At 62.3% G+C, this 21873-nt stretch carries 12 protein-coding genes, 1 tRNA gene and 2 pseudogenes; 6 read left to right on the top strand and 9 right to left on the bottom strand.

The features are described 5' to 3' along the window. Positions 1–130: 130 nt before the first annotated feature. Positions 131–499 (top strand): annotated as a pseudogene (locus AC3IQ7_RS22395) (helix-turn-helix domain-containing protein); the annotation flags it as partial. Between the two features lie 262 nt (positions 500–761). Here AC3IQ7_RS22395 and AC3IQ7_RS22400 read toward each other — a convergent pair. From AC3IQ7_RS22400 to AC3IQ7_RS22410, 3 genes are all read right to left on the bottom strand, one after another. Further along, positions 762–1811 carry a S41 family peptidase gene (locus AC3IQ7_RS22400; protein WP_489207359.1) on the bottom strand — a complete coding sequence of 350 codons (1050 nt, stop codon included), beginning with the start codon at positions 1809–1811 and terminating at the stop codon, positions 762–764. A gap of 105 nt (positions 1812–1916) precedes the next feature. Then, positions 1917–2669: a LytR/AlgR family response regulator transcription factor gene (locus tag AC3IQ7_RS22405; RefSeq protein ID WP_489207360.1), complete on the bottom strand. Its 753-nt coding sequence runs from the start codon at positions 2667–2669 to the stop codon at positions 1917–1919. Then, positions 2669–4000, bottom strand: coding sequence for a sensor histidine kinase (locus tag AC3IQ7_RS22410; protein ID WP_489207361.1), 1332 nt, complete (start codon positions 3998–4000; stop codon positions 2669–2671). The genes AC3IQ7_RS22405 and AC3IQ7_RS22410 overlap by 1 nt, the downstream gene beginning before the upstream one ends. Before the next feature lie 426 nt (positions 4001–4426). Here AC3IQ7_RS22410 and AC3IQ7_RS22415 point away from each other — a divergent pair. Then, positions 4427–4756, top strand: a pseudogene (locus tag AC3IQ7_RS22415) (helix-turn-helix domain-containing protein); the annotation flags it as partial. Positions 4757–4899: 143 nt separating this feature from the next. Here AC3IQ7_RS22415 and AC3IQ7_RS22420 read toward each other — a convergent pair. From AC3IQ7_RS22420 to AC3IQ7_RS22440, 5 genes are all read right to left on the bottom strand, one after another. Continuing rightward, positions 4900–4976, bottom strand: a tRNA-Pro gene (locus AC3IQ7_RS22420). Between the two features lie 102 nt (positions 4977–5078). Further along, positions 5079–5693 (bottom strand): TetR/AcrR family transcriptional regulator, encoded by a 615-nt coding sequence (locus AC3IQ7_RS22425; protein ID WP_322428506.1) that lies wholly within the window; start codon positions 5691–5693, stop codon positions 5079–5081. 62 nt (positions 5694–5755) lie between these two features. Continuing rightward, positions 5756–7204 carry an AdeC/AdeK/OprM family multidrug efflux complex outer membrane factor gene (gene adeC, locus AC3IQ7_RS22430; protein WP_489207362.1) on the bottom strand — a complete coding sequence of 483 codons (1449 nt, stop codon included), beginning with the start codon at positions 7202–7204 and terminating at the stop codon, positions 5756–5758. Position 7205: 1 nt separating this feature from the next. Further along, entirely contained in the window at positions 7206–10370 is a 3165-nt protein-coding gene (locus tag AC3IQ7_RS22435; RefSeq protein ID WP_489207363.1) for an efflux RND transporter permease subunit, read from the bottom strand. A gap of 15 nt (positions 10371–10385) precedes the next feature. Further along, positions 10386–11594 (bottom strand): efflux RND transporter periplasmic adaptor subunit, encoded by a 1209-nt coding sequence (locus AC3IQ7_RS22440; RefSeq protein WP_489207364.1) that lies wholly within the window; start codon positions 11592–11594, stop codon positions 10386–10388. 423 nt (positions 11595–12017) lie between these two features. Here AC3IQ7_RS22440 and AC3IQ7_RS22445 point away from each other — a divergent pair, with 423 nt between their 5' ends. Then, on the top strand, positions 12018–13529 hold the full coding sequence (locus AC3IQ7_RS22445; protein ID WP_489207365.1) for an ATPase domain-containing protein: 1512 nt from the start codon (positions 12018–12020) through the stop codon (positions 13527–13529). An 8-nt stretch (positions 13530–13537) separates the two neighbouring features. Further along, the gene (locus AC3IQ7_RS22450; RefSeq protein WP_489207366.1) at positions 13538–15073 is read left to right on the top strand and encodes a hybrid sensor histidine kinase/response regulator; all 1536 of its coding nucleotides are present in this window, start codon (positions 13538–13540) and stop codon (positions 15071–15073) included. A gap of 3 nt (positions 15074–15076) precedes the next feature. Here AC3IQ7_RS22450 and AC3IQ7_RS22455 read toward each other — a convergent pair whose 3' ends face one another. After that, positions 15077–16963 carry an MFS transporter gene (locus AC3IQ7_RS22455; RefSeq protein ID WP_099380377.1) on the bottom strand — a complete coding sequence of 629 codons (1887 nt, stop codon included), beginning with the start codon at positions 16961–16963 and terminating at the stop codon, positions 15077–15079. Positions 16964–17215: 252 nt separating this feature from the next. Between AC3IQ7_RS22455 and AC3IQ7_RS22460 the strand changes: the two genes are divergently transcribed. Then, the gene (locus AC3IQ7_RS22460; RefSeq protein ID WP_489207367.1) at positions 17216–20404 is read left to right on the top strand and encodes a DUF2339 domain-containing protein; all 3189 of its coding nucleotides are present in this window, start codon (positions 17216–17218) and stop codon (positions 20402–20404) included. After that, on the top strand, positions 20401–21855 hold the full coding sequence (locus tag AC3IQ7_RS22465) for a DUF3999 family protein (protein WP_489207368.1): 1455 nt from the start codon (positions 20401–20403) through the stop codon (positions 21853–21855). The genes AC3IQ7_RS22460 and AC3IQ7_RS22465 overlap by 4 nt, the downstream gene beginning before the upstream one ends. Positions 21856–21873 lie beyond the last annotated feature (18 nt).

The raw sequence follows: 21873 nt of genomic DNA on the forward strand, positions 1-21873 counted from the left end.
GATGTTTGAGCGTCCGCTGTTGATTTGCAGCGAAATATGACCCCCTTTGCCACATAATTTGCAAACCGAACTGACCCACGTATAAGACACAATCCTGCTCATGACATTGAGTGGGGAATTGGAGTGATCGATGTGGGCATTACTAGGCATTATTCGACGCTGGCACATTCGCGACCAGGTCCCTTTGAGAGAGATAGCCAGGCGTTTGGGTATCTCTAGAAACACCGTCCGGCGCTATCTGCGATCGGAAACCATTGAGCCAGCTTACTCTGAACGGCGCTCTACCCGCGCCATCGACAAATACGCGTTCCAGCTTTCTGCACTCCTGAAGACCGAGGCGGCGCGATCACGCAAGCAGCGGCGCACGCTGAAACAGATTCACGAGGATTTGAAGGAATTGGGATTCGAGGGGTCTTGCGACAGGGTCGCGGCGTTCGCGAAGACATGGAGGGCCGGTCAAACTGAGAGGGTCAATCCAGCCAGAAAACGAACAGAGGTGTGCACTTTGGAGGTGTCCCTCCCGCCATAGTGCATGCTTGGGCCGTGCCGTCATGGAGATATAAAACCTATCAATCAATACTGAGCCTGACATCTGAATCCCGTTCTAGCCGTGTTTATCTGCCTTTGTCTCCGGCAACTCAAACCGGGTGAAACTCTTGCCGTCGAAGTGAAGAATCTCGCCACCCAAAGACTGCACTGGGCTGTTTTCTACCTCATCGTGACAAATATGAACTTCGCACCCGGCATATCGACCATAGTTTTTAGTGATCCTTGGTAGTACGTGGTGCGCCCCCATGAAATTGTCGCTGCATCAGAACTTTAGCCTCCGCGAGAGCATCGTTCACCTTTGTAGCTACATCCGGAGTGACTCCCGTGCCCTCCCAGTTTGTACGGGTAATTGAGCTGATCGGGCGCTTGCTTGGGATAAAGATAGCAAAATGCTCGCTGAGACGATATGGGCGCGAAGCGTTGGCGCCGCCCCAAGTGCGTTCCCCGATCACCTTGGCGCGTTTCAGCGCCTGCATTTGGTACGCAAATGATTCGGCGGCGGACTTCGTATCGGGGCCTGTCAAGATGAGGACCGGCTTCTTGCCCCCATAGCGTTTGCCGTCGAGCTTATCCTGCGTCCAATACTGTGTGGTGATACCGGTCGCACGTTCCCAGATGTCGTTGAGGCGGGTGCGCCCGTCAACAAGATAACTGATCAGTAGCGCCACTGAGTCTTCCCCTCCACCGCCGTTGTTGCGCAGATCGATGATGAGGCCATCGGTGTTAGCGAGTTTATTCATCGCTGCGGCGAACTTGTCGGATACGAGGAAAACCGGTCCGAATGAGGAAATCTCCAGGTAGCCGATATTGGGACTAAGATGATCGACCTTTTCCACGCCAAATTTTGATGCAAGAACCCTTTCAAGCACGGCAGGCGGCACTTGTTTTTCCCATTCCGCCCGCGTCTGTGGTGGCGGCGGCATTGCATCATCGGGCGGCACCGGGTGGGCACTGACATCGATGAACATATGCTTGTCGTGGATAACGCCATCAATGTCATCGAATAGCTGTTTGGCGAGTTGTTGACCGTCCGTGACCCTATCGTATTTGCCCTCGCGCTGATGCTGGCGCAAGACAAGCTCGACTTGTTTGGCTTTGTCTGGAAAAACGTAGTGGGCATTGAGCTTGGCAATCAGCGTATCGATGACCTCCAACCGGACTGCCCGATTGACCTCCACTGTCGGCGCCACCGGGGGGGCTGCGATTGCCCCTGTCACGGTCAGCAATAACAAAGCCAGGGAGACTATCCATTTATTTATCATTATTTTCCTTTTTTAATATGATTAAATGATTCACTTCGAACTGAACCAACAAATCCGCCGTCGTCACGAAGGCGGCCAATCGGCAGGGAGGCTTTAACATCCCTGCTACATCTGGCGGAACTGCTTGGTAAATCCCTCACTAACGGTCAGGCGCTCGGTCCGGCCTTTCAGGATGACCTCCAGCCAAGGGCCGCTGCGCACCCCGGATTCAATGCGTTCAATCCGGTCAATGGCCTGCAGATTGACGACGGCACTGCGGTGGATTTGCGTGAACAACTGCGGGTCCAGTTGATCGAGCAGGGACTTGAGAGGCAAGCGAATCAGCGAATCGCCGTTGTCCGTCACCACCCGCGTGTACTTTTCGTTCGACTGGAAGTACAGCACTTCGCTCACCATCACCAGCCGCACCGAATTGCCGCTTGAGGCCTTGATCCACTTGAGGTACACCGGTGCGCTCTCCTGTTCAAAGAGCTGTTCCCACACGGCCGGCGGCGGGCTTGCGGCCGTGCGCGACTTCAAACGACGGATCGTCTGCAGCAGGCGTGAGGTCGTCACTGGCTTGACCAGATAGTCGGACGCGCCGGTATCGAAAGCGGCCAAGGCATAGTCCGCATACGCTGTAACGAACACTACCTGGCACGACTCAGGAATATGGCGCGCCACCTCCATGCCGTTCAGGCCGGGCATCTGTATGTCCAGGAATACGATGTCCGGTTTCAGTACGTCGATGCTTGCCACCGCGTCGATGCCGTTTTCGACCTGGCCGGCGATTTGCAGTTCGGGCCACAAGGCGTACAGCTGGTCCACCAGCTCCGCCCTTAACAGAGGCTCGTCTTCGACGATCAGAGCGCTTGGCATCAGGCGTGGCTCCCGACAATAGGCACCGTCAACACTGCACATACGCCTTGTCCGTCGCCCGGCTCCACAAAAAGGCTAGCCTTCCGTCCATATAGCAGCAGCAAGCGCTCTGTAATATTCGCCAATCCCGTTCCTTGCCCGGATTGTTCGGTCAAGCCGACCCCGTCGTCGACAACAGACACGCTCAGCAGCCCGTCCGTGCTGTCGCTTTCTTGCCTTACGCTGATGGTAATCAGGCCCGGTCGGCTGGCCCGCTCCAAACCGTGTTTGACGGCGTTCTCCACAAGCGAGATCAGCATCGCCGGCGGGAATGGCAGGCTGCGCAATTCCTCGGCCACTTCGACAGCGTAGCGCAGGCGCGTGCCCATGCGGATGCGCATCACCGCTAGGTAGTCGCTAACAAGATCCATTTCTCGTCCCAGGGTCGAGGACACCGAGCGCATATCGGGCATCGCGTTTTGCAGGTAGCCGACCAGATGGTCAAGCATCTCTTGCGCGGCCCGCTGGTCGGTGCGGATCAGATACTTTAGATTTGCCAGGGTATTGAACAGGAAGTGCGGCTCTACCTGGGCCTGCAAGGCTGAAAGGCGCGCCTGCAGAGAGGTGCGTTCCAGCTCGCGCTCACGCCGAGCCGCATTTAGCGCGCTTGCATGGCGCGCGAGGTGCTGGTGCAGTTGGGTAGATACCATCTCGGCAGTCTTTAGCGACTCACCCTGCTGGATCGCGAACCAAGCCAGGCCAGGTCGGCAGCGCAGCTCAATGTCGCAACTGGGGCCCAAATCGGACGATATTCTCACCTCGACATGGCGCCCCAGCGCCAACGGGCGCCAGCGACCCAGCACGATCCGGCCCTTGAAAGGGTCGTGAAAAAACGCAGGCGGACCGGAGTAGCCAAGTGCCGTGCCGAGCGCCAGCCCTGATAGGGACTCGGTGCACAGGTCAAAGGTGGTGTAGGGATTGAACGGCGCATGGATGTGACGCGTAACCAAGGAAGCCATCGCCTCGACACTCAGCGCCTTGCCCTCTTCGCCCAGCCGCGCTAGAAAGCCGCGTGCGATCCCATTAGACATCAGCGCGAGCCAGACCATCACCGCCGCTACAACGCCGCTGACAATGTACGGAGTCAGCTTGCGGGTCTCCATTTCTCCGGGCGCGGCCGGGGTGTGGTTCAGCCAGAGCGGCAGCAGCGCGATCGCCAGCGACATGAACAAGAGTGAACCGGCGTTTAAGCGCAGCGCCGACTGTAGCAAGTAGCGGCGCACAAGGTGGCGGTCGTGCTTGACTTCCGATACGGGAGGCGCGTTGAATGGCAAAAATGGGGGAGAACTCATCAAATTCCTTGTGTTTAGCTCGCCCCCATTCTAGCGGCACGGACGCCCGTATCTTCTCCCATGCGACGAACGCCTACAAATCGCGGAGGAAACCGGCGCTGGCGGGATGAACGCCGCCGATAGAGTTGCTGCCCGGGCTTGGCGATTTAGAAGGACATATGCATGAACCCAGATGGGGGGAGCAGCGCAACATGGATACGCATGGAGCCACCGCATCAAATACAAGCGGCTCACTGGGACGGCGCCGTTGACTAGGCCGTGTTAGCTCGCAATTGAAGCGGCATACCTGGAAAATATATGTGCAGAGCCAGGACTAGAATAACGAGGCCAGCTTTGACAGTCGAAGTGCTACTCTGTTGATTTGCACCGAAAACTGACCCACGTTTAGCACACAATCCTACTTATCTGAATGAGTAGGGGATCGGAGTGATTGACGTGGCATTACTAGGAATTATTAGGCGCTGGCATCTTCGCGACCAAGTCTCATTGAGGGAAATCGCGAAGCGCCTCGGCATTTCGCGCAACACCGTCCGGCGCTATCTGCGCTCGGAGACAACCGAGCCCGCCTATGCGGAGCGCCAATCGGCCAGCGCCATCGACCCATACGCTTTTCACCTCGCAGGCTGGCTCAAGACCGAGGCGGCCAAATCACGCAAGCAACGGCGCAGCCTAAAACAGCTTCACGAGGACCTAACGGAATTGGGGTTCAAGGGGTCTTACGACCGAGTGGCGGCGTTCGCCAGGCAATGGAGGGAGGGTCAAACAGAGTGGGTCAATTCGGCGCGCAAAAGAACAAGATATCCTCATGAACACAATAGTCACAAAAAAAGCTGTGTACACATCTGTGTACACAGCTTCTTATCTCAGCAGCACAAAAACTGCTAAGTCTTTGATTCTTATGGTCGGGACGGGAAGATTCGAACTTCCGACCCCATGCACCCCATGCATGTACGCTACCAGGCTGCGCTACGCCCCGACGAGGTGGGAATTATAGCAGAGGCTTTTAGATTTTTGCCATGCTTTGCGCATGATTCATATCGATCTGCGCAAACTTTTTTGCATGGCCCTGGCAAGCGGCCTATTCGTTCAGCAGCAGCGCCGTCAGGACGATGCGGAAGCCCGCGATCAGCGGCTCGACTTTCACGTCCGGATTGTGAATGAAGCGCACGGGCAAGCCCTGGTAAATGGCGACCAGGGCATTCAGGCGGCCTTCCAGCATCTCTTCATCGGCCGGCAAGCCGCGCTTGATGCGCGCATCGCGGATGATGGAGAGAAACAGCTGGCGCGAGCGCTGGTCCGAGCATTGCAGCATTTCGGCGATCACCGGATTGCGCGATGCTTCGGCAAAAATTTCCAGCGGCATCATCCACGTTTTCGGGTCCAGCGCTTCGAGCACATGCTCGCCCGCATTGTCGATCACGGCCTGCAGCGGGTCTTCGCGCTGCGCCAGGTCCTGCATCAGGTTCGACACCCGCTCCGTATTCTGCATGACGAAGGCGGCGATGATCGCATCCTTGCTGTCAAAATAATTATAGATATGGCCCGCGCTCATGCCGGCCGCTTTCGATATCTCGGCCATGCTGGCGCCGTGAAAGCCGCGTCGGCTGAAACAGCTTTCGGCCGCATCGAGCACCTGCTTGCGCCGCGTGTTGGCGCGCTCGGGATCCGGATGCTTCTTTTCAACTTGGTTCATGATTTTCCAGTAGCGCGCCGGCCCTGCCCTTGCGGGCAAGGCCGGCGTCGGCGTCCCCGTGATTATTGGACGCCGCCAGCCGCCGCGACGGCTGTCTGCTCAGGTTGCCAACCGCCGCCCAGCACCTTGTACAAGGTCACCAGGTTGGTCGATTTGGCCAGACGCGCCGTGATCAGGCTTTGCTGCGCCGTGTACAGCGCGCGCTGGGCCACCAGGGCGTTCAGGTAGGACTCGGCGCCCTGCTTGTAGCGCGCGTCGTGGATGGTGTAGCTCTTCGTCGACGCCTCGACCAGCGAGACCTGCGATTGCAGGCGCTCGTCGATGGTGCCGCGCTGGGCCAGCGCATCGGACACTTCACGGAAGGCGACCTGGATCGCCTTTTCGTATTGCGCCACGGAGATTTCACGCTGCACCTTGGCGATATCGAGGTTGGCGCGGTTCACGCCGCCATCGAAGATCGGCAAGCTGATCTGCGGAATGAAACTCCACGTGCCGCTGCCCGCCTTGAACAGGCCCGACAGGTTGTCGCTCAGCGAGCCGGCTGTGGCCGTCAGCGAAATGCGCGGGAAGAAGGCCGCGCGCGCCGCGCCGATGTTGGCGTTGGCCGCGCGCAAGGTGCGCTCCGCCGCCAGCACGTCGGGACGGCGTTGCAGCACGTCCGACGGCACGCCGGACGGAATGTCCGCCAGGGCCGTCACGGCGCCGAACTCGGCTGGCGGCAGCAGGTCGGCCGGCACGGGGCCGCCCACCAGCAGCACCAGCGCGTTTTGATCCAGCGCAACCTGGCTCGTGTAGACGGCCACGTCGGAACGGGCCGATTCCACGCTGGTCTGGGCATCGTACTTGTCCAGGCCGGAAGTCGCACCGGCACTGAAGCGGCGCACGGCCAGGTCATACGACGACTGCTGGCTCTTCAAGGTATCCTGCGCCACGCGCAGGCGCTGCTGGTCCGCCACCAGGTTCAGATAGGTACTGGCCACTTCGGCCACCAGGCTGATCTGCTGTGCACGGCGTGCTTCTTCCGTGCCCAGGTATTGTTCCAGCGCGCTGTCGGACAGGCTGCGCACGCGGCCAAAGAAGTCCAGCTCGTACGCCGACACGCCCAGGTTCGCCGTGTACTGGCGGTTGATGGACGCTTCGCCGTTGGCGCTGGCGTTCTTCGGCACGCGGCTGGCCGTCTGGCCGCCGGACGCCGACAGGGTCGGGATCAGCGCGGCGCGTTCGATGCCGTACGTGGCGCGCGCCTTCTCGATGTTCAGGATCGAGACGCGCAGGTCGCGGTTGTTGGCCAGCGCCAGTTCCAGTACCTGGCGCAAACGCGCATCGGCAAAGAACTCGCGCCAGGCGACGTCCGCCACCGGCTTGGCGTCGGCGGCGGCCGTGTCGGCCTTGTAGGAAGGACCGGTCGGCCACGCCGTGGGCGCCGGCGCTGCCGGACGCTCATACGTGGGAGCCAGGCTGCAACCGGCCAGCAAGGCCAGTGCCGCCATGGAGAGTAGCGTTTTTTTCATATTAATGCGCATCCTTAGAAAGCGTGACGGCTGGCGAGCCAGGCGTCGCCGGCATGGCGGGCGCGTCCGACTTCGAGAAGAAGCCGCGCACCAGCACGAAGAACACCGGCACGAAGAAGATACCGAGGAACGTGGCCGTCAACATACCGCCCAGCACGCCGATACCGATGGCGTTCTGGCTGCCGGAACCGGCGCCGCTGGAGATCGCCAGTGGCAACACGCCCAGGCCGAAGGCAATCGAGGTCATCAGAATCGGACGCAGACGCAGACGCACCGCATGCAAGGTCGCGTCCAGCAGCGACATGCCCGACTCCTGCATTTCCTTGGCGAATTCAACAATCAGAATCGCATTCTTCGCCGACAGGCCCACCACCGTGAGCAAGCCCACCTGGAAGTACACGTCGTTCGACAAGCCGAACATCCACGTACCGAGCACGGCGCCGATCACGCCCAGCGGTACTACCAGCAGCACGGAGAACGGAATCGACCAGCTTTCATACAGCGCGGCCAGGCACAGGAACACGATCAGCAGCGACAGCGCATACAGCTGCGGCGTCTGCGAACCGGATTCACGCTCTTCCAGCGACACGCCGGTCCAGCTGAAGCCGATGCCAGGCGGCAACTTGGCGACCATTTCTTCCATCGCATTCATGGCGGCGCCCGTGCTTTGGCCCGGCGCCGGCGTACCCAGTATCTCTACCGACGGCAAACCGTTGTAGCGTTCCAGGCGTGGCGACGCGTAAATCCACTTGCCGGTGGCGAAGGCCGAGAACGGCACCATCTGGCCAGCGGTATTGCGCACGAACCACTTGTTCAAGTCTTCCGGCAGCATGCGCGAACTGGCGTCACCCTGAATGAACACTTTCTTCACGCGGCCACGGTCGAGGAAGTCGTTCACATACGAACTACCCCAGCCGACGCTCAGCACGCGGTTGATTTCCGAGATCTGTAAGCCCAGCGCCGTTGCCTTCTGCTGGTCGATGTCGATCTTGTACTGCGGCGTATCTTCCTGGCCGTTCGGGCGCACGCCGACCATGGCCGGATTCTGCGACGCCATGCCCAGCAACTGGTTACGCGCCGCCATCAAGGCGTCATGGCCGACACCGCCGATATCCTGCAGCTGCATGTCGAAACCGGTGGCGTTACCCAGTTCCAGCACGGCAGGCGGTGCAAACGTAAATACCATCGCATCCTTGATCTGCAACAACTTACCCATGGCGCGACCGGCCACGGCCGGCGCTTTTTGCGCCACATCCTTGCGCAGCGACCAATCTTTCAGGCGCACGAAGGCGATACCCGTATTCTGGCCGTTACCGCCGAAGCTGAAGCCGGCGACGGCAAACACGGAAGCGACGTTGTCTTTCTCGCTGTTCATGAAGTGGTCTTCGACCTGCTCGATCACTTTCAAGGTGCGCTCTTGCGTGGCTCCCGTCGGCAATTGAATCTGCGTAAACAGGATGCCCTGGTCTTCTTCCGGCAGGAAGGAGGTCGGCAGGCGCATGAAGACGAACACCAGGCCGGCCAGCAACAGCACGTACAACAGCATCGAACGGGCGCGGTGGCGGATCATGCTGCCTACCAGGCCCTGGTATTTGTTGCTGCTGCTGTCGAAGCTGCGGTTGAACCAGCCGAAGAAACCCTTGTTCGTCGCGTGATGGCCTTTTTCGACCGGTTTGAGCAGAGTGGCGCACAGCGCTGGCGTAAACACCAGCGCGACGATGACGGACAGCACCATCGACGAGACGATCGTGATCGAGAACTGGCGGTAAATCACGCCCGTCGAACCGCCAAAGAAGGCCATCGGCACGAACACGGCCGACAGCACCATGGCGATACCGACCAGCGCGCCCGTGATCTGCGTCATGGACTTGCGCGTCGCTTCCAGCGGCGACAAGCCCTCTTCGCTCATCACGCGCTCGACGTTTTCCACCACCACGATCGCATCGTCGACCAGCAGACCGATGGCCAGCACCATGGCGAACATGGTAAGCGTATTGATCGAATAGCCGAAAGCGTTCAGGATACCGAAGGTACCCAGCAGCACGACCGGCACGGCCATGGTCGGGATCAGGGTGGCGCGGAAGTTCTGCAGGAACAAATACATCACCAGGAATACCAGGATGACGGCTTCGACCAGGGTTTTGACCACTTCTTCGATGGACAGTTTCACGAACGGGGTCGTGTCGAACGCCACCTGGTAGCTCATGCCTTCAGGGAATTGCTTGCTCAGGTTGCCCAGCATGGCTTTCGCCGCGTTGGCCGTATCGAGCGCGTTGGCGCCCGTCGCCAGCTTGATCGCCACGCCGGTTGCCGCATGGCCGTTGTAGCGGGCCACGGTGTTGTAGTTCTCGCGGCCCAGTTCCATGGTGGCCACATCCTTCAGGTACACCATGGCGCCGTTGGTCGTGGTTTTCAGCAAGATGGCACCGAACTGCTCCACCGTTTGCAAACGGCTTTGCGCCGACACGGTCGCGTTCAGCTGCTGGCCCTTGATGGACGGCGTGCCGCCCAGCTCACCGGCCGACACTTCCGCATTCTGCGCCTGCACGGCCGTGATCACGTCCGCCGGGGTCAGGTTAAAACTTTGCAGCTTGGCCGGATTGAGCCAGATGCGCATGGCGTACTGCGAACCGAACAGGGTCACGTCACCCACGCCAGGCACGCGGCTCAGCGGATCGACGACGTTGGCGGCCACATAGTCGCTCAAGTCGGTCTGGTCCATCTTGCCGTTTTCGGAAATGAAGCCGAACACCATCAGGAAGTTCTTCGTCGCTTTCGACACGACGAGACCCTGTTGCGTAACAGCCGTCGGCAGCAGTGGCGTGGCCAGCTGCAGCTTGTTCTGTACTTGCACCTGGGCAATGTCAGGGTTGGTGCCGCTGGTAAACGTCAGCGTGATGCTGATGCCGCCAGTGGCATCGCTCGACGAAGCCATGTAGCGCAAGCCGTCGATACCCTTCATCTTTTGTTCGATGACCTGGGTGACAGCGTCTTCCACGGTCTTGGCGGAGGCGCCAGGGTAGGAGCCGCTGATCGAAATCGACGGCGGAGCAATGCTCGGGTACTGCGCGATCGGCAGGCTGAGGATCGAAATCACGCCGGCAAGCATGATGACGATCGCGACCACCCAGGCAAAAATCGGGCGGTCAATGAAAAAACGGGCCATTAATATTCTCCTGAATTAGTGGGCGCTGGCAGCCGACGCGGCGGCAGAGGCGGCAGCGGCAGGCGCGTCAGCAGCCTTGGCCGGTACGGCAACGGCTGGCGCGCCTGGCTTGACTTTTTGCAAGCCTTCCACGATCACGCGGTCGCCTGCGGCCAGGCCGGACGTTACCAGCCAGTTGGTGCCGACGGTGCCGCTGGTGGTCAGCACGCGTTGCTCGACCTTGTTTTCCTTGTTCAGGATCAAGGCCGTTGCCTGGCCCTTCTGGTTGCGCGTCACGCCCACTTGCGGCACGGTGATGGCTTTTTCATCGACGCCCGTTTCCAGCTGGGCACGTACGTACATGCCTGGCAGCAATTCGCCTTTCGGGTTCGGGAACAGCGCGCGCAAGATTACGTTGCCGGTGGTCGGATCGACCGTCACGCCCGCGAATTGCAGCTTGCCCGGTTCGCTGTACTTGCTGCCATCCGGCAGGATCAGGTCGACCTTGGCCTGGCCTTCGCCGACTTTTTTCAGCGAGCCGTCGGCCATCTGGCGTTTCAGGCGCAGCAAATCCGTGCTCGACTGGGTCACGTCGACATAGATCGGATCGAGTTGCTGCACCGTAGTCAGGGCATCGGCCTGGCCCGCCGTGACCAGCGCGCCGGCCGTCACGGTCGAGCGGCTGGTGCGGCCGCTGATCGGCGCCGTCACGGTGCTGTACTTGAGGTTGATATTTGCCGTTTCCAGCGCCGCAGTGGCGGACTCGACATCTGCCTTGGCTTGCTCGAACGCCGCGACGGCATCATCGTATTCCTGGCGGCTCACGCCTTCGATGGCAACCAATTCCTTGTAGCGCGATGCTTTCGGACCGGCCGTCAGCAGGTTGGCCTTGGCTTTCGACAACGCGGCCTTGGCCGAATTGTAGGCTGCCTGGTAGGTGGCAGGATCGATCTGATACAGGGCCGTGCCCGCTTTCACATCGCTGCCTTCGATGAACAGGCGCTTCTGGATCAAGCCACCGACCTGCGGGCGCACATCGGCGACCTGGTAGGCATTCGTACGGCCGGGCAATTCGGCGCTCATCGGCAACGCGGCCGGATTAACAGTAAACACGACCACCTGTGGCGCTTGCTGCGCGTGAGGTGCTTCCTGTTTTTTACTGCAGCCGGCCATGATTACAGTGGCGCACAGAACGGCAATAGCGCCGCTCGTACGCGGCGACGTCAAGGAAAATGTTGGTTGCATCTTGGACTTTCTGAAAAAGAAGCTGGCTAGTGTCGTTAGAAATGACTAAATTTATTAACGCAGATCAAAGAATGAACGATCATTCTAAAATCGTCAAGCATCGTTACAATTGAAACATAGTAACTATCAAGCGAATTAAATTATCAATGAGGCAATGAAATGAGGACAGCAACAGCGTCGGCACGCCAGCCAGGTCGAGCAGGAAGCGGGCGGGCGGCGGCAAAACGGCAAAGCGGGAAAGTTGGATTGAATGATTACTGTAGCAGGGTAATGCGTTTTTTGCTGAAGCCGTGATCGCGCGCGCAACACTGCCTGCGCACACACACCTCGCCACCATAAATATTTACCAATGGTATCGAAAAGACATGGCGCGGCGGACGCGCTAGTATAGTGGCCACAGCGTGGCAAAGCGGGGGCGCAACGATGACAGCACAGGCGCGAAATACCAGGCAGCAAGATGGCCCGAGCGGCCCGGACACGCCGCCACTGCTGTCGACGGGCGTCGCCGGCCTCGACGCCATACTCACGGGCGGCTTGCTGGCCGAGCGCCTGTATCTGGTCGAAGGCGTTCCCGGCACGGGCAAGACCACCTTGGCGCTGCAATTTCTGGCCGAGGGCGCGCGCAGCGGCGTGCCCGTGCTGTATATCGCCCTGGCGGAATCCGAGATCGAGCTGCGCGGCGCGGCCCTGTCGCATGGCTGGAACCTGGCCGGCATCGCCATCGAAGAGGTGGCGCCCAGCGACGACATCCTCGACCCCGAACGCCAGTACACCATCTTCCACCCGTCGGAAATCGAACTGGCCTCGACCAACCAGCGCATCCTCGCCGCCATCGAAAAGCACCGCCCTGCCCGCCTGGTGCTCGATTCGCTGTCCGAACTGCAATTGCTAGCGGAAAACCCCTTGCGCTACCGGCGCCAGGTCGTGGCGTTGAAACAATACCTGGCCAGCCGGCACTGCACCACCCTGCTGATCGATGACCGTTCCGCGCTGGACGACGGCTTGCAAGTGCGTAGCGTGGCCCATTGCGTGATCTCGCTGGAACTGCAAAACCAGGACTATGGCAATGACCGGCGCCGCGTGCGGGTGGTGAAATACCGGGGCGTGCCGTTTCGCAGCGGCACGCACGACTACAAGATCGCCCATGACGGCCTGATCGTCTATCCGCGCCTGGTGGCGGCCGACACGCGACGCGATGGCGACCATCGGCGCCTGTCGAGCGGCGTGCCCGAACTCGATACCATGATAGGCGGCGGCCTGGAAGAAGGCATGAGCACGCTCATTTCCGGCCCAGCCGGCAGCGGCAAGTCCACCCTGGCGGCGCAATTCGTGCATGCGGCCACAACGCGCGGCGAACCGTGCGCCATGTTCCTGTTCGAGGAGGCGCGCAGCAAGCTCCTGAACCGGGCCGGCAACGTTGGCATGCACCTGCAGGCGGCACTCGACTCCGGCCTGCTGAGCGCACAGCAAATCGATCCGGCCGAGCTGACACCGGGAGAATTCGCCCAGGCCGTGGTCGACGCGGCAGAACGGGGCGCCCAGGTCATCGTCATCGATAGCCTGAACGGCTACATGCATGCCGTGCCCAATGAACGCTTCCAGAGCACCTACCTGCACGAACTGCTCAATTACCTGAGCCAACGCGGCGTGGCCACCCTGCTCGTCGGCGTGCAGCAAAACATGCTGGGCACCTCGATGACGACGGCGGCCGACGCCAGCTATCTGGCCGACAGCGTCATCATGCTGCGCTACTACGAAACGGAAGGCGAGGTGCGGCAAGCCATTTCCGTCTTCAAGAAGCGCGGCAGCGCGCACGAGCGCAGCATCCGCCGCTTCGAGATCAGCCCGCAGGGCATCCGCATCGGCCCGGCCCTGGCCGGCTTTCACGGCATCCTGTCGGGCTTGCCCACCATCGGCGGCACGCCCTTCCCCTAGGAGTTGCCATGGAGCAGCGTATCCTGATCTATGCGCCTGGCGGCCAGGACGCTGCCCTGACCACCAGGGTGCTCGCCGGCGAGGCCATCGCCAGCCACGCCTGCCGTTCCGCCGGCGAACTGGCCGAGCAACTGGCGCTGGGCGCCGGCGGCGTGCTGACGGTGGACGAGGCCTTGCATGCAGGCGTGTACGCCGTGCTCGACGCCTACGCCCGCCAGCAACCGGACTGGTCCGATTTGCCCATCATTTTGCTGACGCACGCGGGACTCGATTCCCTGCCTTTGCGGCAAGCCGTTGCCACCCTGGGCAACCTGACCCTACTGGAACGCCCCGTACACATATTGACCCTGATCACCTCGGCCCACGCCATGCTGCGCGCGCGTCGGCGCCAGTACCAGGTGCGCGAGACGCAGCGACGCAAGGATGAATTCCTTGCCAGCCTCGGGCATGAACTGCGCAATCCGCTGGCGCCCATCAAGACCTCGGTGGCCCTGCTCAAGCACCTGTATCCGGCATCCGAGCAGGTCAGCAAAGTGAGTGGCGTGATCGACCGCCAGGTGACGCACCTGACGCGGCTGGTGGATGACTTGCTCAACGTGGCGCGCATCACCAGCGGCAAGGTACTGCTGCAGCGCGAGAATATTAAATTGCAGCAAGTGCTCGAGCATGTAATCGAACTGTGCCAGCCCGCTGCCGACAGCCGGCACATCAGCATCACGCAGGCATTGCCGCCGCATGCCGTGACCTTGCACGCCGACTATGCCAGGGTGGTGCAGATCTTCGCCAATATCGTGTCGAATGCCGTGAAGTTCACGCCCGACGGCGGCCACATCCACCTCACGGCATGCCTGGCGCAGGGCCAGTTGCAGGTGACGGTCGAAGACAATGGTATCGGCATCGAGCCGGACGCCATCCCGCGCATCTTTTCCATGTTTGAACAGGGGCGCACGGTAGCCGGTCAGATGGCCAGCGGCCTGGGCATCGGCCTCAGCCTGGCGCGCCAGTTTGCCGAGATGCATGGCGGCAGCATCGAAGCCTGCAGCGATGGCCCCGGTCGCGGCAGCCGCTTCATCGTCACCTTGCCGGCCAGCACCGGCGACGCCCCTGCCGTCATGCCGGCGGCGGCCGCCCAAGAGTCCCCCACCGGCGCGGTCCCGCCTGTACAAGTGCTGGTGGTCGACGACAACCTCGATGCGGCAGACTCCCTGCAAAGTCTGTTCCAGCTCGAGGGCTATGCCGCCAGGGTCGCGTATGGCGGTGCGCAAGCCCTGGCGGCCATCGAGATGACGTGGCCGCAACTGGTCGTGATGGATCTGGGCATGCCGGACATGGATGGTTATGAAGCGGCGCGCCAGATACGCCAGCGTGCGCACGGGCGCGAGGTGCTGCTGATCGCCCTGACGGGCTGGGGCGAGGCGCGCTCACGCACGGAACAAGCCGGTTTCGACCATCATCTGACGAAACCGGTGGATTTCGCCGCCATCGCAGCCCTGCTGGAACAGCACCTGGCGCGGCGGGCGGGGGACACTACGCGGGCAACCTAGCGCTTACTTCCACTTGCCGCGCAATTCCTGCACCTTTTGCTGCAACAGTTCCGGCGTGGCGGCCTCGGGCGCCACGGGCATGCCCACGGCCAGCGACAGGCGCGAGCGCAAGCCCGCCTTGAAGGCGCGCTCGAACAAATGGCCATTGCGATGGCTCAACAGATGCCCCCACAAGCCGCGCAGCGCCAGTGGAATCACGGGCACCTTGCTGCGCTCGACGATCTTCGCGATGCCGCCCTTGAATTCGCTGATCTGGCCTGTGCGCGTCAACTTGCCTTCGGGGAAGATGCAGACGAGTTCGCCTTCGTGCAGCGCTTGCGCGATGTCAATGAAAGCCTTTTCCATCAGGAAAGGATCTTCCTTGGCCGGCGCGATGGGAATCGCCTTGGCCGTGCGGAAAATCCAGCCCATCAGCGGCATCTTGAAGATGCGGTGGTCCATGACGAAACGGATGGGGCGGGGGCTGGCCGCCATGATGACGATGGCATCCACATAGCTGACGTGGTTGCACACCAATACGGCCGCCCCTTCCGCCGGGATGCGCTCGCCATCGACGACTTTGACCCTGTGCACGGTCTGGATCAAGATCCACGCCAGGAAGCGCATGAGGAATTCCGGCACCAGCGAGAAGATGTAGGCGGCCACCAGCGCATTCAAAATGGCCGTAACGAGAAACAACTGCGGGATCGTAAAGCCTTGCCCCAGCAGCACGATGGCCACGCCCGCGGCCGCCACCATGAACAGCGCGTTCAGGATATTCATGCCGGCGATCGTGCGCGAAATGTGTTTCGGGTCGCAGCGCGTCTGGATCAGGGCGAACAGGGGCACGATGAAAAAGCCGCCGAACACGCCGATCATGACGATGTCGAGCAAAATGCGCGGCACGCCCGCCTGGCTGACGAAGGCCAGCGCGTCGACCACTTGCGTATTCGCATACGCATTGCTGGCGAAATACAGGTCGATGCCGAACAGCGACAGGCCGATGGAGCCGAACGGTACCAGGCCGATTTCGATCTTGTGACCGGACAACCTTTCGCACAGCAAGGACCCCGTGCCGATACCGACGGAAAACACGGTCAGCAGCAGCACGAACACGCTATGGTCGCCATGCAGGAAATCCTTCGAGTACACGGGGAACTGCGCCAGGATCAGGGCGCCGTAGAACCAGAACCAGGAGTTGCCCAGCATGGCCAGGAAGACGGGACGGTTCTTGCGCGAAAAATTCAGGTTGCGGAACGATTCGGCCACAAAATTCAAACTCACCTTCAAATCAGGCTCGGGCGCCGGCGTGCGCGGCACGCGGTAGCTGGCGAGCAGGCCGAAAATGGCCACGGCGATGGTCGCGCCAGCCACCAGTTCCACGCCCAGCGGCTTGTGCACGATCAAGACAGCACCGAGGATTTCACCCAACAAGATGCCGACAAAGGTGCCCATCTCGATCAGGCCATTGCCGCCGACCAACTCTTCGGGTTTCAGCTGCTGCGGCAGGTACGCATACTTGACGGGGCCGAACAGGGTCGAATGCACGCCCATGCCGACCACGGCCGCCACCAGCAGCCACAGCGTATGCGTCATCCAGCCGGCGGCGGCCACGGCCATGATGGCCAGTTCCATCCATTTCACGAAACGGGCCAGGCCCGCCTTTTCAAACTTGTCGGCCAGCTGGCCCGCCGTGGCTGAAAACACGACGTAGGGCAGGATGAACAGGCCGGGAATCAGGTTGGTGATGGTGGACGGGTCGAGCGTGGTCCAGCTCAGCGCATCGTAGGCGAGGATCACCATCAAGGCCGTCTTGAACAGATTGTCGTTGAAGGCGCCGAAGAACTGGGTCCAGAAGAAGGGCCCGAAACGGCGCTGCGACAATAAGGAAAACTGGCTGCTTTGACTCATGGCATGGGGAACTGGCAATTAAGGAATTGCTAAAATACAGCACTATCTTGCGCACGACAATCTGAATGTCGTCCTCTTGCTCGGCATCAATACAGAAAACAGCCTGCGCGTCATGCTCGCCTTGCCGCCCACGCGCTGCCTGGCTCTTACTCTGATACAACAGAAATCGCTTGTTTCTTGATAATAAGGTAATGTGCGCATACCGCTGGCGCCCCTGCCCGCCCCTCCCGGAAAGCTGCCTCCATGTTTGGAATGACATCATTGACCATCCTGGCCTTGCTGGTCACCGCCTTCGTGCTGGTGCTGCAGCACCGCCGGAAAGTAGCGGATCTGGAATTGCTGACGGCGCGCTTGCGCAAGGAAGTCGACGCCATCCAGCAGCGCCTGCGAGCGCTGGAAGGCCAGGCCGAAGCGCCGGCCGGCACGTCCGCCGTGCCCATCGCACCCGCCGCGCCCGCTAGAGTGGCGCCCGTGGCAGCGCCGGCGCCTTTGCCGACGCCCGCCCCCGTGCCGCAAGCGGCAGCGATCAAGGTGGCCGAGGTGGCGAAGGTCGCGCCGGCCGCACCAGCTGCACCCGTGCCGCCGAAGCCAGCCCCGCCGGTTCCGGCCAGGCCCGCTCCCGCCGTCCCCAACACCCCGTCCTGGATCGCGCACCCGGACGGCCTCGTTGCCAAGGCCAAGAACTGGCTGTTTACCGGCAACCTGGTTGCCAAGCTGGGCTTGCTGATCCTCTTCCTCGGCGTCAGCTTCCTGCTCAAATACGTGTCGGCGCAGGTCACGCTGCCCATCGAGCTGCGCCTGGCCGGCATCGTGCTGGCTGACATCGCCCTGCTGGCCTGGGCCTGGCGCATCCGCCTCAGCCGTCCCGGCATCAGCCTGCCGCTGCAGGGCACGGCGCTGGCGATATTGATGCTGGTGACGTTTGGCGCCTTCCGCCTGTATGAACTGATCCCGGCCGGCCTGGCGTTTGCCGTGCTGTTCGTGCTGACGGCATTCACGTGTTTGCTGGCCGTGCTGCAAAACGCCGTCTGGCTGGCCGTCTTCGGCATCGTCGGCGGCTTTGCCGTGCCCCTGCTCGTGTCGACGGGCAGCGGCAACCATATCGGCCTGTTCAGCTATTACGCGCTGCTCAATGCAGGCGTCTTCGCCATCGCCCTGAAACGCGCCTGGCGGGTCCTGAATGTGCTGAGCTTTGGCTTTACCTTTGTCGTCGCCACCACCTGGGGCCTGCTGCGCTACACGCCCGAACACTACCTGTCGACGCAACTGTTTTTGATCCTGTTCGTGCTGTTCTATATCGGCATCGCGATTGCCTACTGCGCGCGCCAGGCGCCGCGCCTCAAGCATTACGTGGATGGCACCCTCGTCTTCGGCACGCCGCTGGCGGCCATGGGCCTGCAATACGGCCTGGTGCGGCACTTTGACTTCGGCCTGGCGTTTTCCGCGCTGCTCGCCGGCTTGACCTACACGGGACTGGCCGTGGCCCTGTGGCGCAGGAACGGTTTCAAACTGCTGGCCGAAGCCTTCCTTGCGCTGGGCATCGTCTTCGGCACCCTGGCCATTCCGTTCGCATTAGATGGCCGCTGGACCTCCGCCGCCTGGGCGCTGGAAGGCGCGGGCATCGTCTGGGTCGGCTTGCGCCAGCGCCAGACGCTGGCCTGGGCCTTCGGCTTGCTGGTGCAGGGGGCCGCCTGGCTGGCCTTCCTCGGCGCCATGCAGGAACTCAATACGGCAGCGGCCCTGGACGCCAACATCTGGCTCGGCTGCGCGCTGCTGGCCGCCGCCGCGCTGGTGATGGCCTACAATTTCCGCCGCCACGGCAGCCACTTGCACCCGGAGTTCATGCGCAGCCTGTCCGTGCTGTTCCTGACGGCCGCCACGGTCTGGCTGCTGGGCGGCATCTGGACCGAAATCCTGCTGCGCACGGATGCCGCCACGCAATTGAACCTGCTGACCGTCAGCGCGCTGGCAGTGGCAGCCCTGCTGGCGGCGCTGGCGCGGCGCGAACAATGGCATGCGCCGCGCGCGCTGCTGCTGGCCGTGCAGGTGCTGGCCGGCATGGTCATGCTCAGCCGCGCCAGCTGGGCCTGGGACCAACATCCGGCCAGCCTGTTCGGCGGTTCCTTCCTCAGCGCCCTGCTGCTGGGCACCGCAGCGTTTGCCAGCGCGCGTTTCCTTGCGCTGCGCGCGCGCGGCGGCGACGAGCTGCTGGCCCTGGTGGCGCGCCCCCTGCTGGTGTGGAGCGGCTTGCTGTGGTTTGCCGCCATCCTCGTGCCCTTCACCAGCTGGCTGCTGCGCCTGATCGACGGCGACCTGGGGCTGCAACCGCACGCGGGCGAACACTGGCTGGCGCTGTACCTGATCGCCGTCTGCGTCACGACGCCCGTGTTCGCCATCCTGGCGCGGCGCCTCGACTGGCAGCAACTGCGCTGGCTCAGCGTGGCCACCTGGCTTGGCCTGGGCCTGTGGAGCGCCCACATGCTGCTGGCCTTGTACCTGCGCGATTACCTGCCGACCGGCTTGAGCTGGCTGGCCCTGGCCAGCGCCCTGGCGGCCGGCGAATACCTGCTGCGGGCCTGGCCGCAAGCGGGCTGGCAACTCGACGTGCGTGCCCTGCGCCTGTTGCATACGCTGCGCACGGCCGCGCCCTGGTTGATGCTGTGGCCCGTGGGCGCCATCCAGGTCAGCGCCTGGCTGGCACAGCATGAAGACAGCGTCAGCCCTGCCTGGGCCCGTTACTTGCCGGCCTGGGCCATGATGCTGGTACTGGCCCTGCTGATCCGCCGCTGCCGCGCGAACGCCTGGCCGGTGGCGCCGATTGCAGACTGGTACCAGCGTTATCTGATACCGCTGGCGGCGGCATGGTCGCTGCTGCTGATCGCCGCATGGAACATTTTCGACAACGGCGCCATGGCACCCCTGCCCTATTTGCCGCTGCTCAATCCGCTGGACCTGAGTACGGGCTTTGCCGTCCTGCTGGCCATTGCCAGCTACCGTTTATTCCCGGCCGGCCAGATCCCGCTGCCCGCCGTGTGGCAAACGCGCCTACCTGTCGTGGCCGTGTGCTTGCTGTATGCCTGGTTCAACCTGATGCTGCTGCGCACCGTGTCGCATTACCTGGGCGTGCCGTATACCTTTGACGCCATGCTGGCCTCGCAGTTCGTGCAAGCGATGCTGTCGCTGGTGTGGAGCATCACGGCCCTGCTGCTGATGCGCCACGCGGCGCGCCAGCAGCGGCGCCAGCAATGGAGCCTGGGCGCCGTGCTGCTGGGCCTGGTCGTCTTGAAACTGTTCCTGATCGACCTGTCGAACGTGGGCGGCATCGAACGCATCGTCTCCTTCGTCGGTGTCGGTTTGCTGATGGTCTTGATCGGCTACCTGGCCCCCTTCCCCAAGGCTGCTGCGCCAGCGCCAGCCGAACCGCAACAAGGAGCCGCATGAAAGCCTCATTGATCTGCTGCGGCCTGCTGGTGGCAGGCGCCGCGCTGGCCGCACCTGGCCAGGACCGGCCGCAGGACTATGCCTGGAGCATGCCCATCCAGTCACCGGCCGGCGCCGGCATCGTGCAGCTAACATTGCCCAGGGACGTTTACCTGCACGCCAGCTCGGCCAGCCTGGCCGACCTGCGCCTGTTCGACGCCGACGGCAAGCGCCTGGCCTACGCCATCGGCGCACCACCCGCGCAATCGGCCACGCAGCGCACCAGCATTCCCGCCCGCATTTTCCCCGTGACGGGCGCGCCGGCAACTGGCGATGGCATGCAAGGCATCGATATCCGCACGGCCGACGATGGCCGCTTGCTGTCGGTCAGCACGCGCGCCGGCACGGCAGCGGCCACGGCGGCGCTGCAAGCGCTGATCCTCGACCTGGGCAAGCAAACGCAAGACAAGCGCATCGCCGCCTTGCGCTTCACGCCGCCGGCCCGCACGGACAATTACAGTGCGCAAGTGCTGCTGGAAGTGAGCGATGACCTGAAACAATGGGACGCCATCGGCACCACCACCCTGAATTGGCTCAGCAACAGCGACACGCAGACCCTGGCCAACGACAGCATCGCCTTTGCGCCGCGCGCGTTTCGCTATGCGCGCCTGAGTTGGCAAGCGGGCGAGCCGCTGGCCTTTGCGGCGATTACGGCGCAAGCCGTCAGCGAAACGGACATCGCCCCACCGCGCGCCTCCATCGTGCTGCAAGGCTTGCCCGGCAAACGGGCGAATGAATGGCGCTACGCCACTCCCCTCGCCATCCCCGCCGACAGCATCGCCCTGCAATTGACGCACAACAATGTGGTGCTGCCCGTGACCCTGGGCGTGTATCGCCAAAGCAGCTATGTTCCCCGGCACCGGCTACACCTGCGCCACCAGGCGCGTCCCGCGCAAGGCGCCTATTTCGATCCCCTGCTGAGCACAACGTTTTACCGCATCGGCCTCGATGGCAAGGAGAGGGTCTCGGGCGACCTGACCATGCCCGTCACACAAACGGGCGAATGGGTGCTGCTGACGGCCACGGATCTCGCGCTCTCCGCCAGCGACGCGCCCGCCATGCGCCTGGGCTGGACACCGGCCACCGTGGTCTTCCTGGCCAGCGGCAAGCCGCCCTATCAGCTGGCGTTCGGCAACCGCAACGCCGCCGCCGTGGCGCAACCGCTGGCGCAAGTGGCGCCCGGCTTCAGGGCGGACGAATTGCTGGCGCTCAAGACGGCCAGCGCCGGTCCGCTCAAACCCAACGGGAGCGTGGCTGCGCCCGCACGCGTCACCAAGGACGGGACAACGTGGCGCCTGGCCGCGCTGTGGGGCGCACTGCTGCTGGGCGTGGGCGTGCTGGGCTTTTTTGCCTGGCGTTTGCTGACGCAGATGAAACAGGAACAAGGCAGTACCGACAAGCAGGAGCAATAGCCGCTTGCCCGCAATATG

Source organism: Janthinobacterium sp. GL_088, from assembly GCF_057837845.1.

Bases quoted from the DNA above. Each gene is read 5' to 3' on its own strand.
- AC3IQ7_RS22400 (WP_489207359.1), bottom strand. From the start codon at position 1,811: ATGATAAATAAATGGATAGTCTCCCTGGCTTTGTTATTGCTGACCGTG.
- AC3IQ7_RS22405 (WP_489207360.1), bottom strand. From the start codon at position 2,669: ATGCCAAGCGCTCTGATCGTCGAAGACGAGCCTCTGTTAAGGGCGGAG.
- AC3IQ7_RS22410 (WP_489207361.1), bottom strand. From the start codon at position 4,000: ATGAGTTCTCCCCCATTTTTGCCATTCAACGCGCCTCCCGTATCGGAA.
- AC3IQ7_RS22425 (WP_322428506.1), bottom strand. From the start codon at position 5,693: ATGAACCAAGTTGAAAAGAAGCATCCGGATCCCGAGCGCGCCAACACG.
- adeC (WP_489207362.1), bottom strand. From the start codon at position 7,204: ATGAAAAAAACGCTACTCTCCATGGCGGCACTGGCCTTGCTGGCCGGT.
- AC3IQ7_RS22435 (WP_489207363.1), bottom strand. From the start codon at position 10,370: ATGGCCCGTTTTTTCATTGACCGCCCGATTTTTGCCTGGGTGGTCGCG.
- AC3IQ7_RS22440 (WP_489207364.1), bottom strand. From the start codon at position 11,594: ATGCAACCAACATTTTCCTTGACGTCGCCGCGTACGAGCGGCGCTATT.
- AC3IQ7_RS22445 (WP_489207365.1), top strand. From the start codon at position 12,018: ATGACAGCACAGGCGCGAAATACCAGGCAGCAAGATGGCCCGAGCGGC.
- AC3IQ7_RS22450 (WP_489207366.1), top strand. From the start codon at position 13,538: ATGGAGCAGCGTATCCTGATCTATGCGCCTGGCGGCCAGGACGCTGCC.
- AC3IQ7_RS22455 (WP_099380377.1), bottom strand. From the start codon at position 16,963: ATGAGTCAAAGCAGCCAGTTTTCCTTATTGTCGCAGCGCCGTTTCGGG.
- AC3IQ7_RS22460 (WP_489207367.1), top strand. From the start codon at position 17,216: ATGACATCATTGACCATCCTGGCCTTGCTGGTCACCGCCTTCGTGCTG.
- AC3IQ7_RS22465 (WP_489207368.1), top strand. From the start codon at position 20,401: ATGAAAGCCTCATTGATCTGCTGCGGCCTGCTGGTGGCAGGCGCCGCG.